18 protein-coding genes are annotated in these 13,194 nt (G+C 58.3%); 17 read left to right on the top strand and 1 reads right to left on the bottom strand.

The window, feature by feature from the left end:
- Positions 1–232: 232 nt before the first annotated feature.
- From tnpC to BUA54_RS17820, 3 genes are all read left to right on the top strand, one after another.
- Positions 233–1,822, top strand: a complete 1,590-nt coding sequence (tnpC, locus tag BUA54_RS17830; RefSeq protein ID WP_072858620.1) for an IS66 family transposase — start codon at positions 233–235, stop codon at positions 1,820–1,822.
- Positions 1,801–2,166: a YnfA family protein gene (locus BUA54_RS17825; RefSeq protein ID WP_072858619.1), complete on the top strand. Its 366-nt coding sequence runs from the start codon at positions 1,801–1,803 to the stop codon at positions 2,164–2,166. Before tnpC ends, BUA54_RS17825 begins: the two co-directional genes overlap by 22 nt.
- Positions 2,167–2,354: 188 nt before the next feature.
- Positions 2,355–2,885 carry a redoxin domain-containing protein gene (locus BUA54_RS17820; protein WP_072858618.1) on the top strand — a complete coding sequence of 177 codons (531 nt, stop codon included), beginning with the start codon at positions 2,355–2,357 and terminating at the stop codon, positions 2,883–2,885.
- A 51-nt stretch (positions 2,886–2,936) separates the two neighbouring features.
- Here BUA54_RS17820 and BUA54_RS17815 read toward each other — a convergent pair whose 3' ends face one another.
- Positions 2,937–3,638: a haloacid dehalogenase type II gene (locus BUA54_RS17815; RefSeq protein WP_072858617.1), complete on the bottom strand. Its 702-nt coding sequence runs from the start codon at positions 3,636–3,638 to the stop codon at positions 2,937–2,939.
- A 197-nt stretch (positions 3,639–3,835) separates the two neighbouring features.
- Here BUA54_RS17815 and BUA54_RS17810 point away from each other — a divergent pair, with 197 nt between their 5' ends.
- The 14 genes from BUA54_RS17810 (at position 3,836) to BUA54_RS17760 (ending at position 13,055) form a co-directional block, all read left to right on the top strand.
- The gene (locus tag BUA54_RS17810; RefSeq protein ID WP_143155492.1) at positions 3,836–5,230 is read left to right on the top strand and encodes a sensor histidine kinase; all 1,395 of its coding nucleotides are present in this window, start codon (positions 3,836–3,838) and stop codon (positions 5,228–5,230) included.
- A 648-nt stretch (positions 5,231–5,878) separates the two neighbouring features.
- Positions 5,879–6,265, top strand: a complete 387-nt coding sequence (locus tag BUA54_RS20950) for a hypothetical protein (protein WP_143155491.1) — start codon at positions 5,879–5,881, stop codon at positions 6,263–6,265.
- 255 nt (positions 6,266–6,520) lie between these two features.
- Complete coding sequence (locus tag BUA54_RS21760) at positions 6,521–6,643, top strand: hypothetical protein (protein WP_281250659.1); 123 nt, start codon at positions 6,521–6,523, stop codon at positions 6,641–6,643.
- A 241-nt stretch (positions 6,644–6,884) separates the two neighbouring features.
- Positions 6,885–7,475: a DsbE family thiol:disulfide interchange protein gene (locus tag BUA54_RS17805; protein WP_072858615.1), complete on the top strand. Its 591-nt coding sequence runs from the start codon at positions 6,885–6,887 to the stop codon at positions 7,473–7,475.
- The gene (locus BUA54_RS17800) at positions 7,472–7,993 is read left to right on the top strand and encodes a TlpA family protein disulfide reductase (RefSeq protein ID WP_072858614.1); all 522 of its coding nucleotides are present in this window, start codon (positions 7,472–7,474) and stop codon (positions 7,991–7,993) included. Before BUA54_RS17805 ends, BUA54_RS17800 begins: the two co-directional genes overlap by 4 nt.
- Positions 7,994–8,063: 70 nt before the next feature.
- Positions 8,064–8,342, top strand: coding sequence for a hypothetical protein (locus tag BUA54_RS17795; protein WP_072858613.1), 279 nt, complete (start codon positions 8,064–8,066; stop codon positions 8,340–8,342).
- Positions 8,343–8,488: 146 nt separating this feature from the next.
- On the top strand, positions 8,489–9,181 hold the full coding sequence (locus tag BUA54_RS17790; protein ID WP_245810783.1) for an SCO family protein: 693 nt from the start codon (positions 8,489–8,491) through the stop codon (positions 9,179–9,181).
- Positions 9,178–9,666 carry a hypothetical protein gene (locus tag BUA54_RS17785; RefSeq protein WP_072858612.1) on the top strand — a complete coding sequence of 163 codons (489 nt, stop codon included), beginning with the start codon at positions 9,178–9,180 and terminating at the stop codon, positions 9,664–9,666. Before BUA54_RS17790 ends, BUA54_RS17785 begins: the two co-directional genes overlap by 4 nt.
- Before the next feature lie 2 nt (positions 9,667–9,668).
- Positions 9,669–10,406 (top strand): cytochrome c biogenesis CcdA family protein, encoded by a 738-nt coding sequence (locus BUA54_RS17780; protein ID WP_072858611.1) that lies wholly within the window; start codon positions 9,669–9,671, stop codon positions 10,404–10,406.
- Between the two features lie 214 nt (positions 10,407–10,620).
- Positions 10,621–10,908, top strand: coding sequence for a hypothetical protein (locus BUA54_RS17775; RefSeq protein ID WP_143155490.1), 288 nt, complete (start codon positions 10,621–10,623; stop codon positions 10,906–10,908).
- A gap of 100 nt (positions 10,909–11,008) precedes the next feature.
- On the top strand, positions 11,009–11,935 hold the full coding sequence (locus BUA54_RS17770; RefSeq protein WP_178352782.1) for a beta propeller repeat protein: 927 nt from the start codon (positions 11,009–11,011) through the stop codon (positions 11,933–11,935).
- A gap of 1 nt (position 11,936) precedes the next feature.
- Entirely contained in the window at positions 11,937–12,437 is a 501-nt protein-coding gene (locus BUA54_RS17765; protein WP_072858610.1) for a DUF411 domain-containing protein, read from the top strand.
- Positions 12,438–12,444: 7 nt separating this feature from the next.
- Positions 12,445–12,576 (top strand): hypothetical protein, encoded by a 132-nt coding sequence (locus BUA54_RS21755; RefSeq protein WP_281250658.1) that lies wholly within the window; start codon positions 12,445–12,447, stop codon positions 12,574–12,576.
- Positions 12,573–13,055 carry a c-type cytochrome gene (locus BUA54_RS17760; protein ID WP_072858609.1) on the top strand — a complete coding sequence of 161 codons (483 nt, stop codon included), beginning with the start codon at positions 12,573–12,575 and terminating at the stop codon, positions 13,053–13,055. The genes BUA54_RS21755 and BUA54_RS17760 overlap by 4 nt, the downstream gene beginning before the upstream one ends.
- Positions 13,056–13,194 lie beyond the last annotated feature (139 nt).

The following is a 13,194-nucleotide window of genomic DNA, read 5'->3' as shown; positions in this document are numbered from 1 at the left end:
CGGAGGCGCCAATCAATTCTCCGGCTGATCGCCGAACCCGTGAGGTGGGGAATTTTGCGCCAGCACTTCTGGGGAAATTTGATCCAGCATTTACACAACTCGCCATGCTCTGGGAAGGCATTGACTGGCGCAGGCCGGATTGGGGCGCGCCGCCGGCCCGTGTGGGCTGATTATGTGAGTTAAAACGCCTTGTTTTTATGGCGCTATCACGTGCCTCGTGGTAGCCATGTGCATGTCGAATGTAACGCAAAACCTCCCCGATGATCCCGCCATATTGAAGGCGATGATTGCGACTTTGCAGGCGGAGAATGCCAAGATCTCGGCGACATTGCGGGTCCACGACCAGCTGGTTCAGGCCCTCCGCCTGCGGATCGCCAAGTTGCAGAAGCTGGCTTTCGGCAAATCCTCTGAGAAAATCGAACGCGAGATCGAGCAGCTGGAACTGACGCTCGAAGACCTGCTGGTTGCCGTAGCCGAGGAAGATGGAGCGTCCATCGACGAAGGACAGAATGAGCCGTCTCCAGAGGCTGCCGATGCGCCCGCGCTGCGTCGACGTCCACGTGTCTCGGATGCAACCCCACGGGAGCGTCGTGAACTTGATCCTGGTGCGTGCTGCGCTGACTGTGGCGGCGATCTGCGCGTGGTGGGCGAGGACGTCAGCGAACTGCTGGACATGATTGCAGCCCAGATGAAGGTGGTTCAGATCGCCCGGATCAAGAAGTCCTGCCGCCGCTGCGAGAAGATGGTGCAGGAGCCTGCGCCCAGCCGTCCGATCCCGGGCAGCATGGCAGGCCCGAACCTGCTGGCCCACATTCTGGTCTCGAAGTTTGACGATCATCTTCCCTTATATCGCCAGCACGAGATCTTCACCCGCATGGGCGCAGACATCCCCGAGACCACGCTTGTCGGTTGGTGCGGGCGGGCCATGAAGACCCTGTCGCCGCTGATCGAACGGATCGAGGCAGACATCATGGGCAGCGACCTGCTGCACGCGGATGACACGCCCATCCGGGTGCTGGACCGATCTTTGCGCGACAAAGGGCTTGGTAAAGGCGTCAGACAGGGCCGGATCTGGGCCTATGTGCGTGACCAGCGCCCATGGGCTGGATCATCCCCGCCCGGGGCGATCTATTACTTCGCCCCGGACTGGAAGGAAGAGCACGTCCTGAGCCATCTGGCCGACGCCCGCGGCATCCTCCAGGCTGACGGCTACAAGGGCTATGCCAAGCTTTATGAGCCAGAGCCTGGCGGCACCCCCCGTTTACGCGAGGCGGCCTGTTGGGCGCACCTGCGCCGTGACTTCCACGACTTCTGGACATCGACCAAATCCGAGATCGCCCGGGAGGCGCTCGACCGGATTGGCAAACTCTATGACATCGAGCGCGACATCAATGGCCAACCTGCTGACGTCCGTCACGCGGCACGTCAAAAGCATAGCCTGCCCAAGGTCGAGGCCTTCTTTACCTGGTCCGATCAGCAGCTCCTGCGGATTCCGGGCAAGAGCAATCTCGCCAAGGCTTTCCGCTATGGTCTCAATCGCCGGGAGGCCTTCAGCCTGTTCCTGACTGACGGTCGTGTGGCCATCGACAACAACCCGGCCGAACGTGCCCTGCGCCCGATCGGCATCGGAAGAAAGAACTGGCTCTTTGCTGGGGCGGACACCGGTGCGGAAACACTTGCACGCGCCATGACCATCATTGAAACCGCCAAGCTGAACGGCCTCAACCCACAGGCCTATCTCGCTGACATCCTCGACCGCATCCATGATCACAAGATCAACCGGCTGGACGAGTTACTGCCATGGAACTGGGGCGCACATTGACCGTAATCAACGTCTTCTCCTCTATCGGCATATATGTATTGGCCGCGCTCGCTGAGATCGCGGGATGTTTCGCATTCTGGGCCTGGCTGCGTCTCGACCGCTCTGCTCTTTGGCTCATCCCCGGTGCCGTCTCCCTCGTTTTGTTCGCCTACCTGTTGACGAAGGTTGAGGTTGAGTTCGCCGGCCGCGCATATGCGGCCTACGGCGGCGTATACATCGCTGCATCCATCGCGTGGCTATGGGCCGCAGAGGGCCAGATCCCGACCCGATGGGATACCATCGGCGCAATCTTCTGCCTCACCGGGATGGCGATCATCTTAATCGCACCTATGCTACAAAAATAATCTGCGGTCTCAATCGGGCGGTTACTTTGAAAATTACAGCGGCATAAATTCAAAAAGCTTGAATTTAAGCAAGTCTCTTTTGAGGACGCGAGGGCGCATCAAAGGTCTGAAAGAGGTGATGACACCTAAGGAACATGAAGGAGCGTCGGATGGTTCTTTAAGGAAGTCAAAAATGAAAGAAGACCAATATGCCCAAGACACTCACGCCTGACACGCCTTTTCCCGACATCTCCGTCTCCACCTTGGGTGGAGAAACCGTCAAAATCGGCCAAACTAACCGGGGCCGTGGCGACTGGCAACTGGTGGTGGTCTATCGTGGCAAGCACTGCCCGATCTGCAAAAAATATCTGACCGAGCTGAACGGCATGCTGGAAGATTTCGCGGCGATTGACCTCGATGTTGTCGCGATCTCTGCCGATCCCGAAGAAAAGGCGAAAGCCTCCGCCAGCGATATCGGTTATAACGGCACCATCGGCTATGACCTGAGCATCGCACAGATGGCACAGCTTGGTCTCTTCGTCTCTGACCCCCGCAGCCCCGAGGAAACGGATCGTCCCTTCGCTGAGCCTGCAACGTTTGTGGTGCGTCACGATGGTAAACTGCAGATCGTGGATGTGTCGAACGCACCGTTTTCGCGCCCTGCCCTGAAAGGGCTACTCGATGGTCTGACGTTCATCCGTCAAAAGAACTATCCGGTGCGCGGCACGCACGCCGCATGAACACGGGTTACTGCTGGTCTGCGAGATCGGCAGTAACTTCCCCAGACATATTTACTTTGTCTGCGACGTTCCCCAGCGGGCGAGTATCTGATCGACAATTTGCCCCATGTCATCGGCAATGATGTTAGGCACCGGGACGCCCCCGACACGCATCGCAGCATTGCCGGGACGTCTAACCAAAGCCGCCGCACATCCCGCTGCCTGTGCGCCAATCGTGTCCCACAGATGGCAGGCCACCATGCACAGGTCAGTGACGTTCACGTTCAGCGCCCCGGCGACCATGTTGTAGGTCTCTGGTGCAGGCTTGAACTTGCGGGCCTCGTCCACGCTGAAAGATCTTTCGAAAAATCCCGAAATCCCCGCGCGCTCCAACGGCGTGGAAGACGCCGCCGGCGGCGAATTTGTCAGCGTTACCAACCGGAACCCGGCGTCCCGGAGTTTTTCCAATGCAGGACGTACATCCGGCAAAGCCGGCATCGATCCGATGTGACGTTTCAGATCGTCGACATCGCTGTCGGCAATCGCAACGCCCTCGGTCTCGCCCACCATCCGCAGGACGCCCCCGGCCAGTTCACCGAACGGGGCATAGAGACCCGACACCGTCAACGCCTGCGAATAGAGAACCAGCTCTGCAAACCAATTTCGCATTATGGCGGGATTACCGAGAATACGCTCGAACACAGGCTCCAGCGTTGTCAGGTCAAGAAGTGTCTCGTTCACATCGAATACGATGATGGAAGGTGCTTGTGACATCTCGTCTCCTTTTTCAGATCACATAGAAATCTGGCGGTGCTTGTGCGACGACGCAACCTTCGAGCTTGTCACCGGCACTATAACCAGCACGAACGACTTGATCACATTTCCGTTTCGGGTGACGTTACAAAAACACGAGATGCGTCGGATAGGTGATCTGCAGCACGGCGATTTGCTTGCAGTGTGGGGAGACTACGATGTCACAAACGTCCCGTCCTGCCACCGGGGCCAACGCGGTGCTCCATGACCTGCCAACTGCAGCACTGAAGGCTGCCGTTCAAGCTGCAAACATTGGTGTGTGGCACTGGGATCTGACGTCAAACATCATTGACTACTCGGATCTGGCGCGATGCATCTTGGGACTACCACGCTCCGGCCCGGTCACCACTGAAACTGTGCGAGCTCTGACCCATCCTGAGGACTTGCCTCGCACCAGGGAGATTGCACGACGGGCTCTCGACCCGGATGTGCGCGGCTCGGAGGTCTATTCCTATCGCATCATTCGTCCTGACACAGGCGAAACACGCTGGATACAGGCCCATGGGCTGGCCGAATTTGGTCTTGTCAACGGAGTGCAGGCAGCACTGACCTATTCCGGTTCAATCCAGGACGTGACAGAAAGCCGTGTCTTGCGCCAGGCGTTGGAGGATCAGAGCGCCCGCCTCCAACTCGCGATTGAAGCCGGTGACCTTGCGGTCTGGGATCTGGACATCGCATCGGACACGATCAGCCCTTCACCCGAAATGAACCGCTTGTTTGGCTTTCCGTCCGACGCCACGCCGAGCGCGGAGGACTTTCGGAGACTCTACGCACCCGGGGAAGAAGACCGGCTGAAGGAGGTGAGCGCCGCGCAAATGGCGGACGGCGGCACGAAGGTACAAAGCGAAGTACGCTACGTCCTGCGCGACGGTCGGGAACGGACGTTTCTCCTGCGCGCTGATATTCAGCCAAAAGAGCCTCCGTTTACACGTGCTATCGGCGTCTTGATCGATGTGACCGATCGCGTGCGGCGTGAGCAACAGGTGACAACGATTGCCCTAGAGATGCGCCATCGTCTGAAGAACGCATTCGCGGTCATCAGTGCGATCGCATCGCGCAGCTGGCCAGCCAGTGACAAGAATGAAGGCTTGAAATGGTTCAAAGGTCGCCTTCAGGCCATCAGTGCAGCAACAGATCTGATGTTTAGGATCAACGCCGAAGCGTTGCTGGTCGCAGACTTGGCAGATCGCATTATTGCACCCTACCGCCACCCGGATCACGACCCAATCACGTTGGAGGGTCCGGATATTTCAGTACCTCCGGCCCTCGCCACGCCTTTGGCAATGGCGCTGCATGAGCTTGCTACCAATGCCGTAAAATATGGCGCCTTGTCAGTTCCCGAGGGTAAAGTCACCATCCGGTGGGAGGTCCCACCGGACGGCAGCATCCGCATTGTCTGGCAAGAGATGGGAGGCCCACCGGTCAAGGCCCCCGCGCAAAGTGGATTTGGCTCAACCCTGCTCGGCAGCGCGCTTTTTCCGCCGCCGCACCGTGTCGAACACAATTTCAGTCCGGACGGTGTCAGATATTCCATTGAGGTACGGACGGATTAAACACTGATCCGCCATTGCGACACAGGGCGATCAATCAAGAAAAGTTGGGCGGAAGGACTGTCACAACATCTGAGTGATTGCGACGCGTGGTGGTGGTATCCAGCATTGCTTCGAGATCGACCTGGACCGCAGACGGCGGCACACGATCCAGGATAGCGTCAAGCGAGCAGCGGCCCAGTCTGGTTCAGTTAGGTAAAATTAACTTAGCCAGCTATATCAACCCTTCGAAACCCATGATGTTGACCCGACCCTTCCTCGTGGAGACTAGGCCGACTTCTCTCAGTCTGCGCAGGGTCCGATTGATATGAACGACAAGGCACATCCTGTCCAACAACTTCTATATTTCGATCGGCTAGATTTGTTTGACCAATCGCCTTTGATCCTAAAGCTAAACTATGATTAGGTAAAACCGGTATGTCAGCAATGATGACCCGAATTGTCGATATCAGCTCCCATTTCTTACCAGTGGTGGGTAGCCCTGGCTCCTTGCAGCGATGGACATGGCCCCCCCCCAAGACTTGGGTCGCACCATCAAGCGGTGAGAACGTCGGTGACATCGACGATCACGAGTTGAGGCCGCTTCCGGCAAAACGACGGGCGCTTGACACGATGGTGATTTGACTTCCCCCTGTTGGAAGGGTGCATCTAATGCAGATGGAGCACCTAATCGCCTTGATTTTCGTGATTACCAGCGTTGTTGGCAGCTTTATGGCTCCCGGCGCCAGCTATGCCGCTATGTCCGACGTGACCTTGGTCAAGCCTGTCAGTAGCGTTGTTCTCATTGATGATTGCGATCAGAATGCGGCGTTGACGCGCGATGATAGCGTGCCCTGTCAAAAGACATGCAGTGTGCCATGCACTGCAGGTTCTGCTGGTTTCTTTCTGTCACCATCAAACCTTCTCACCTTCATCAGACCAGCTCAAAATCGTTTCGAAAGAACTGCAGAGAACACTTTCAGTGGAATTGTTTTAGCCGTCGATCTTTCGCCACCGCGACGAATTTTTGTAGCGACGAAAATCGTCTGCAAGATTTGATTTGGTAGGCTGCGCCGACCGCTAAGCCGGTTAATGCGAACCCCAGAAACTCTGGCCAATCGTCTGACGTCGACATCCGTCGCTGGCGCACTGACGCTCGAACTCTGCGCTTTGGATGCGAGGGTCAGGCCTTTTAACAACTTTAAATCCACGTGACCGTCCTATTGAGGCGCTTCGCCTTTGTGTCATGTGAACGAACAACCGGCACGTTGCGAAACCGGACAGACCTAATGAGACAAGAAAAAGGAATACGTTATGATGAATGGTGGAATGATGATCGGCATGGCCTTGGTTTGGTTGCTGATCGTGGCCGTTTTGATCCTCGCCATGGTTGCGCTGATCAAATTCATCCGCTCGGACAGAAACAAGCCGCTGTAATCGATGTTTGACAGAAGCGGCAACAGTCTTTTGACCGTGGGATTGGCTTGGGCATTCCTTGTGCTGTTGGTCCTGATCAGCATCACCGGATCGATTTTACTTTGCATATGGCTTCGAAAGAAATGGAGCAAAAAATGATCAATTGCCTTGTCAGGCCAGCCGGGCGACACCGAACTGTGTTCAGCAGGCTCATGATGGCTGTCACCAAATTAGGCGGCGATAGCACATCAAAGGACCGGCCATGACCGAAACGCCCGGTCAAGAGCCTGCTGCGCGCCGTGGGATCTCTGTCCTGGTAGTGGTGCCCATTTTGGTGTTGGCGCTACTTGCCACGTTTGGTTGGGAATTGCTCTATGGACCAAGCATTTTACCATCCGCCTTAATCGGCAAACAGGTTCCGACGTTTGCCCTGCCTCCGGTGCTTGGACGCAACGACGGACTGTCGACACGAGATCTTGCTGGCCATGTGTCGATCGTCAATGTGTTTGCGTCATGGTGTGTGCCCTGCCGCGCCGAACATCCGGTCTTCATGGCGTTCAGCAAAACGGGCGAAGTGCCGCTGTATGGCATTAATTACAAAGACCCCCCGGAACAGGCCCGCGCCTGGCTGGATGAGTTGGGTGATCCCTATGCCCGCATCGGTGCCGACCGCGACGGGCGCGCCGGGATCGAATGGGGCGTATACGGCGTGCCTGAAACCTACATCGTCGCCGCCGATGGCACGATTGCCTACCGTCATGTCGGTCCCGTCTCGCAGGCCATTTTGAATGACACTCTGCTGCCTATTGTGCAGCGGCTCAAAACATCCGCCCCCAAAGAGGTATCCCAATGAGTTCTTTCAAGCTGGCAGCCGCCCTTTTCCTGGCCTCAGCTGGTGCCGCCGCAGCGGGCCCGCAGGGGTTTGCCGTTCACGACGAACCGCAAGAGGTCGCCAATGTGCGTTTCGTCACTGAAGACGGCACCCGGATGGACATGGCAGACTTTCAGGGCAAGGTGATCTTGCTGAACGTCTGGGCCACCTGGTGCGTCCCCTGTCGTGAAGAAATGCCAACTTTGGACGCGCTGCAAGCGAGCCTTGGCAGCGACCATTTCGAGGTCGTGCCGCTGTCGGTCGACCGGGCGGGTGTGCCCCCCGTGCGCCGGTTCTATGACGAAATCGGGGTGACGCATCTGGGCATGTATGTCGACAAGACGATGCTATCGGCGACAGCGCTGCGCACAGTGGGATTGCCGACCACGATCTTGATCGACGCCAAGGGCAAAGAACTCGGCCGTCTGGTCGGTCCTGCAGATTGGGACGACCCCGAGATGGTCAACTTCCTGAAAGGCTACATCGACCCGTCGCAATAAACCCAAACCCACGCCTTGACCTTCCCGTTGCTGGAAGGACTACCTAGGCAACATAGAGAGGAGAACTGAAATGACGGATATATCCCAACGTCTGCCTGCAAAGCCCGAGACCCCTGCAGGTCCTGCACCGCTGCAATGGATGACGCGCAAGCGGCTGATGTTTGCGGGTGCCGCAGCCGTCGTTGGCAGCGGTATGGCCTTGAACTGGGGTTGGCTGACTGCGATCGGCGCAGCGCCGCTGATTATTTCTTTTGCACCCTGTGCCGCGATGTGTGGACTGGGTTTGTGCATGAAGGGCGGCACCGGCAAGAGTTGTTCAAAATCGACCGACATGCCGTCACCTGATTGAAGCTTTCAGTTTTCTGGAAACTCAATAAGGCTCCGACTGCGCGGCCTGTGCTCATGATCAAACCACACCGTAAATCTGAGGGCTGAAGCCTGCGATTGCCTTGCTGGTTTCTGGATCGGCAGGGTGCAAAACCAAAGGACGAAACTTTGAATACTCTGACACGGCGCGCCGCCTTGGCCGCACTTGCTGCAGCGGCTGCCACACCGGCCTTGGCCAACCATCCGGGCGAGAACCTCGATGCCCGCATGATGGAGATGGAGCAATATTTCCAGATCATCGACGCTGCGGCCCCGCCATTTGCCTTGCAGGACGCTGACGGTAAGCCAGTCAGCCTGTCGGACTTTGACGACAAGATCGTTGTTCTGAACTTTATCTACGCCAGTTGCCCCGACGTCTGCCCGCTTCAATCCGAAAAAATCGCGGCAATACAGGCGTCCATCAACGATGGCCCGATGAAGGATCGCGTTCAGTTTATTTCGATTACGACCGATCCAGTCAACGACACGCCGGAGATCCTGCGCGATTACGCCGATCTGCACGGCTTTGATACCAGCAACTGGGTCATACTGACCAAGACCCCGGACCAGCCCGACGATGCCACACGGCGGTTGGCTAGGAACTATGGGCTGGAATTCACGATGACGGCAGAGAGCAGCGCGATGGTCCATGGTGCTGTGACCCATGTCATCGACACCGGGGGACGCCTTGCGGGCAAGTTTCACGGCATGGCGTTCAGCAATGTAAACCTGATCCTGTATGTCAGCGAGTTGATCAGCAATGGTCAGCACAGGCAGCGTGAGTCCGGTTGGTGGGATCGAGTTTCCGGTATCTTTCAATGAGTGTGAGAGCGCTCGCGGCGGCGCCTGTCGTCGGCTCCCAAATATCGTTGGGCGCGTTGCGCCGCTATTTCGCCGTGATCATCCCGGCGCATCTGATCTGGGAATTCGCTCATATGCCACTCTATACCATCTGGAACGATGGCACGTGGGGCGAGATCGTCTTTGCCGCCGTTCACTGCACCGGCGGCGACATCTTGATCGGCATGAGTGCGTTGATGCTAGCCATGATGCTGACCGGCAGCGGCTGGCCCTTTGTCGCTGCAACCCGGCATCGCGTGACGATCCTCGCGGTGGCTTTTGGGCTTGGCTATACCCTGTTTAGCGAGTGGCTCAATATCGTGATCCGGGCCGCCTGGGCCTATTCGGATCTGATGCCGATCATTCCGGTGCTTGATGCAGGCTTGTCGCCCGTACTGCAATGGATTGTCATCCCATTGGCGGGGTTCTGGTGGGCCGCGCGTCACGTGGCGACGGACAGAGCTTAAGCATGGATATCTCTGGCATCGGTATTTTTGCAGCGTTTCTGGCTGGGGCAATTTCGTTCCTGTCGCCCTGCGTGCTGCCATTGGTGCCCGGCTATGTGTCCTATATCGCCGGTCAACCCGGACTGCGGACGACACCCTCTGTCGGGCTCCGTGCCCGCGCCGGAGCCCTGGGGCTAAGCGCCTGTTTCGTTCTGGGGTTCTCGACGGTCTTCATCGCGCTTGGCGCTGGCGCAAGCGCGTTGGGCTCACTGCTGCTGACATGGCGGGCAGAGCTGAACTATCTGGGCGGCGGGATCATCATTCTGTTCGGGCTGGTCATGCTGGGCCTGTTCCGCATCCCGGCCCTGACGCGCGACACCCGGCTCGCGCTGGATATTCCCGGCGGTCGCCCGCTGGGGGCCTATGTGCTGGGTCTTGCATTTGCCTTTGGCTGGACCCCCTGCATCGGCCCCATCCTTGGCGCGATCCTGACACTCAGCTCGACAGCAGGCGGGATGTCCGACGGGATCTGGCTGCTGGCGATCTATTCCGCTGGGCTTGGCGTGCCGTTTCTATTGGCCGCCTTATTCACCGACGCCATCGCGGCACGGCTCCGTGGCATCGGCAAAGCCGGGCGCTGGCTGTACAAAGGGGCGGGCATCGCGATGGTTTTGATGGGTCTGGCCATTCTGACCGGACAGTTATCGCGGATGGCCTATTGGATGCTGGGCACCTTTCCATTCCTGTCGACGATTGGATGATCAACATGACCGCAAGTCCTTGAAGGCCTGAAACAAGTGACCACCCTGCATTGCCGTACGTCGCTGCTCTCGGGCATCCCAATATAATGAGTATGTGAATGAAATTTAGGGTATACAGATGGAAGCAGCCCCACCGAGCCCCTATTTGATATCTATGCGCATTTGGATACGCCTTGCCACGCTGTGTCTGTCTCTTGCCCTTTTGGGCGGGTTGATGCTGCATGACGTGGCCAGTGCAAGCATGTCGTTTGAGATGGCCGACAGCGACATGACCGCAGCAGTGGCCGCAGATGACAATTGCCCGGCTTGCACGTCAGACAAGACAGCAGCGGCAGCCTGCGATCTGGACTGCACCTCACCTGTCCTGCTGGCTGTGTCGACCCCGACCAGCGCCGTAAAGGCAATGCGGCGTTCGGGTTTGACTTCAGTGGCCGATCTCAGTCTGCAGGGGCTCGACCTTGGTGTCGATCCGACCCCGCCACGAAGCATCCTCCTGATCTGACCGGCCGTACCTCGATGGGTGACGGTCCGGTGTCGCCTTGTTTGCTGCTGAACGGCGGACAAGCGTCTGACTGACCATTTTCCCTTCAGGATTCACTGCCATGTTAAAATCTCTCACGCGCCGATGTATGCTGTCGTCTGGTCTTGCGGCCGTAGGCCTGGCATTAGCAACGCCGCAAGCATCTTTCGCCGCATCTGATCAGCTGACATTTCAAGCCTTGACCTTTGACGACGGGGCCATCGTCGCCGCGTTGGACGACGGGCTTTGGCGGGTTGCCGATACGGGCGCGACCCCGCTTTCTGATCCCGGCGCAGTCGTGTCACTCACCAGCCATCCCGAGCGTCCCGGCACCCTTTACGCAGCGCTTCGCGATGGCGGCCTGCGCCGCAGTACGGATGGTGGCGAAAGCTGGACCAAGGCCGATAAGGGCTTGCCCGCTTCGCCGGTCCTGTCGGTCACAATGGCGGCCCAGGCACCTGACATGCTGTATGCAGTGCTGGCGGGCGATGGCCTGTGGCGCAGCGAGGATGCCGGCGAAACCTGGACGTTCGTCATGGATCGTCCCTACCTCGATGGGGCCGAACATGATGTGCTCAGCCTTGTTTCGGTCGCGAGCCAGACCGGCATGGGCGGCATTTGGCTTTATGCGGGCACCGCCGCCGGCCTGACCCGCGTACCCGACTGCTTTTGCCGTTGGCAGGACGTGACGGCAGGCGATGCACTGGATGCGCTGGCGGCCGGAAAAACACCGGCTCCGACGGCGTCCTTGCCAGCCGGTGTTCCCGTTCGCAACCTTGGCCTCGCCAACGCCGCCCCAGATCAGATTTACGCGGGTCTGGAGACTGGCCTTTGGGCCTCGACCGACGCGGGCGTGGACTGGGCGCTTATGTCTTCGGAACCAGTCGCTGCACTTGCTGTCGATCCCACCAATCCACTTCACGTCGTGGCAGCGCGACCCGATGGCCTCAGCGATACACGCGATGGCGGCGCCAGCTGGTCACTCCTCACCTTCACCAAGGAAAATTGATATGAACCGCAGATTTGTTCTGGGCTCTGCCCTCTCCGTTGCCGCCGTTGCTGTTGCCGGGCTGGGCGTGACCACCCTGACCGCGCAGGAAAGTAGCACTGCTGTCGCAACCGCAACCACGTCAAATGCCGTCCCAGCCAATCGTCAAATGACGATCTGGCGAGATCCAAGCTGCGGGTGCTGTGACGCCTACGCTGATTACATGGAGGAAAACGGCTATGTCGTGACCCGCGTCGACGACAGGGATTTCGACAAGCGATCTATCGAGGTGGGCGTGCCGGAGAACGGCCTGGGTTGCCACCTGGCACAGGTTGACGGCTACTACGTCTCCGGTCTCGTGCCTGCCGAAATCGTGGACCGGCTGACAACAGAGCGCCCGGAGATCATCGGCATCACGTTGCCGGGTATGCCCCAAAACGCCCCCGGCATGGCTGGCAAGAACGGCCCGCTGAAAACCTTTGCCTTTGGTAAGGACGGGGTCTCTGTTTATGCCGATGAATGAATGTCCGATGGCTGACATGATGAACGGGCCGATGGCAGGCGTCATGATGGCGGGGGGCGGCATTGTGCTGCTCCTTATCATCGCTCTATTGGGTCTCAGCTTCCTCGCGCTTGTCAAATATCTCAGGAGGCCCGTATGAGACGGATTTATCTTTTAAGTGCGGTCGGAACCGCCGTCGCGTTCGTCGCAGTAGCGGCATGGGCACAGACTTCTGATGATGACACGCCTGACGCGCTTGCGGCCCCCGAAGCAGCAGCAAGCGTGGGAACGCTTGCGCAAGGCAAGGATATCTACGCCGCAAATTGCGCCTCATGCCACGGCGCCAATCTGGAAGGTCAGCCTGACTGGCGTCGGCGATTGGAAAACGGCCGGATGCCCGCCCCGCCGCATGACGAAAGTGGCCACACCTGGCACCACGCCGACAGCGACCTTTTTACCATCACCAAACTGGGCCTCAGCGCCGTTGTGCCGGGTTACGAGAGTGACATGCCTGCCTTCGAAAATATCCTGAGCGATACCGAGATTAGTGCCGTGCTTGATTATATTAAAAGCACATGGCCAGACCGCCAGCGTGGCTTTCAAGCTGAAGTCACGACCAATGACGAGCAAGGGTCGTAGCCTGAAGGTTGCTGGCCGGGTCCAGGTTGAACCCGTTGATGATCGCGCCGACCGGTCGGATCACCGGTCGCAAGGGGGGTCTGGCCACGACGCATGTTCTGGCCACGTGCTGCAGCACGGCGCGGGCATCTTGACGTTT

Source organism: Loktanella atrilutea, assembly GCF_900128995.1.
In the GTDB taxonomy this organism is placed as follows: Bacteria; Pseudomonadota; Alphaproteobacteria; order Rhodobacterales; family Rhodobacteraceae; genus Loktanella; species Loktanella atrilutea.
This window is presented reverse-complemented; position numbering and strand designations above follow the sequence as displayed.

Excerpts from the sequence above, each read along its gene's own strand:
- BUA54_RS17815 (WP_072858617.1), bottom strand. The coding sequence starts at position 3,638 with ATGTCACAAGCACCTTCCATCATCGTATTCGATGTGAACGAGACACTT.
- BUA54_RS17810 (WP_143155492.1), top strand. The coding sequence starts at position 3,836 with ATGTCACAAACGTCCCGTCCTGCCACCGGGGCCAACGCGGTGCTCCAT.
- BUA54_RS17795 (WP_072858613.1), top strand. The coding sequence starts at position 8,064 with ATGACGGATATATCCCAACGTCTGCCTGCAAAGCCCGAGACCCCTGCA.
- BUA54_RS17780 (WP_072858611.1), top strand. The coding sequence starts at position 9,669 with ATGGATATCTCTGGCATCGGTATTTTTGCAGCGTTTCTGGCTGGGGCA.
- BUA54_RS17785 (WP_072858612.1), top strand. The coding sequence starts at position 9,178 with ATGAGTGTGAGAGCGCTCGCGGCGGCGCCTGTCGTCGGCTCCCAAATA.
- BUA54_RS20950 (WP_143155491.1), top strand. The coding sequence starts at position 5,879 with ATGCAGATGGAGCACCTAATCGCCTTGATTTTCGTGATTACCAGCGTT.
- BUA54_RS17770 (WP_178352782.1), top strand. The coding sequence starts at position 11,009 with ATGTTAAAATCTCTCACGCGCCGATGTATGCTGTCGTCTGGTCTTGCG.
- BUA54_RS17800 (WP_072858614.1), top strand. The coding sequence starts at position 7,472 with ATGAGTTCTTTCAAGCTGGCAGCCGCCCTTTTCCTGGCCTCAGCTGGT.
- BUA54_RS17825 (WP_072858619.1), top strand. The coding sequence starts at position 1,801 with ATGGAACTGGGGCGCACATTGACCGTAATCAACGTCTTCTCCTCTATC.
- BUA54_RS17765 (WP_072858610.1), top strand. The coding sequence starts at position 11,937 with ATGAACCGCAGATTTGTTCTGGGCTCTGCCCTCTCCGTTGCCGCCGTT.
- BUA54_RS17820 (WP_072858618.1), top strand. The coding sequence starts at position 2,355 with ATGCCCAAGACACTCACGCCTGACACGCCTTTTCCCGACATCTCCGTC.
- BUA54_RS17805 (WP_072858615.1), top strand. The coding sequence starts at position 6,885 with ATGACCGAAACGCCCGGTCAAGAGCCTGCTGCGCGCCGTGGGATCTCT.
- BUA54_RS21755 (WP_281250658.1), top strand. The coding sequence starts at position 12,445 with ATGGCTGACATGATGAACGGGCCGATGGCAGGCGTCATGATGGCGGGG.
- tnpC (WP_072858620.1), top strand. The coding sequence starts at position 233 with ATGTCGAATGTAACGCAAAACCTCCCCGATGATCCCGCCATATTGAAG.
- BUA54_RS17760 (WP_072858609.1), top strand. The coding sequence starts at position 12,573 with ATGAGACGGATTTATCTTTTAAGTGCGGTCGGAACCGCCGTCGCGTTC.
- BUA54_RS17775 (WP_143155490.1), top strand. The coding sequence starts at position 10,621 with ATGCTGCATGACGTGGCCAGTGCAAGCATGTCGTTTGAGATGGCCGAC.
- BUA54_RS21760 (WP_281250659.1), top strand. The coding sequence starts at position 6,521 with ATGATGAATGGTGGAATGATGATCGGCATGGCCTTGGTTTGGTTGCTG.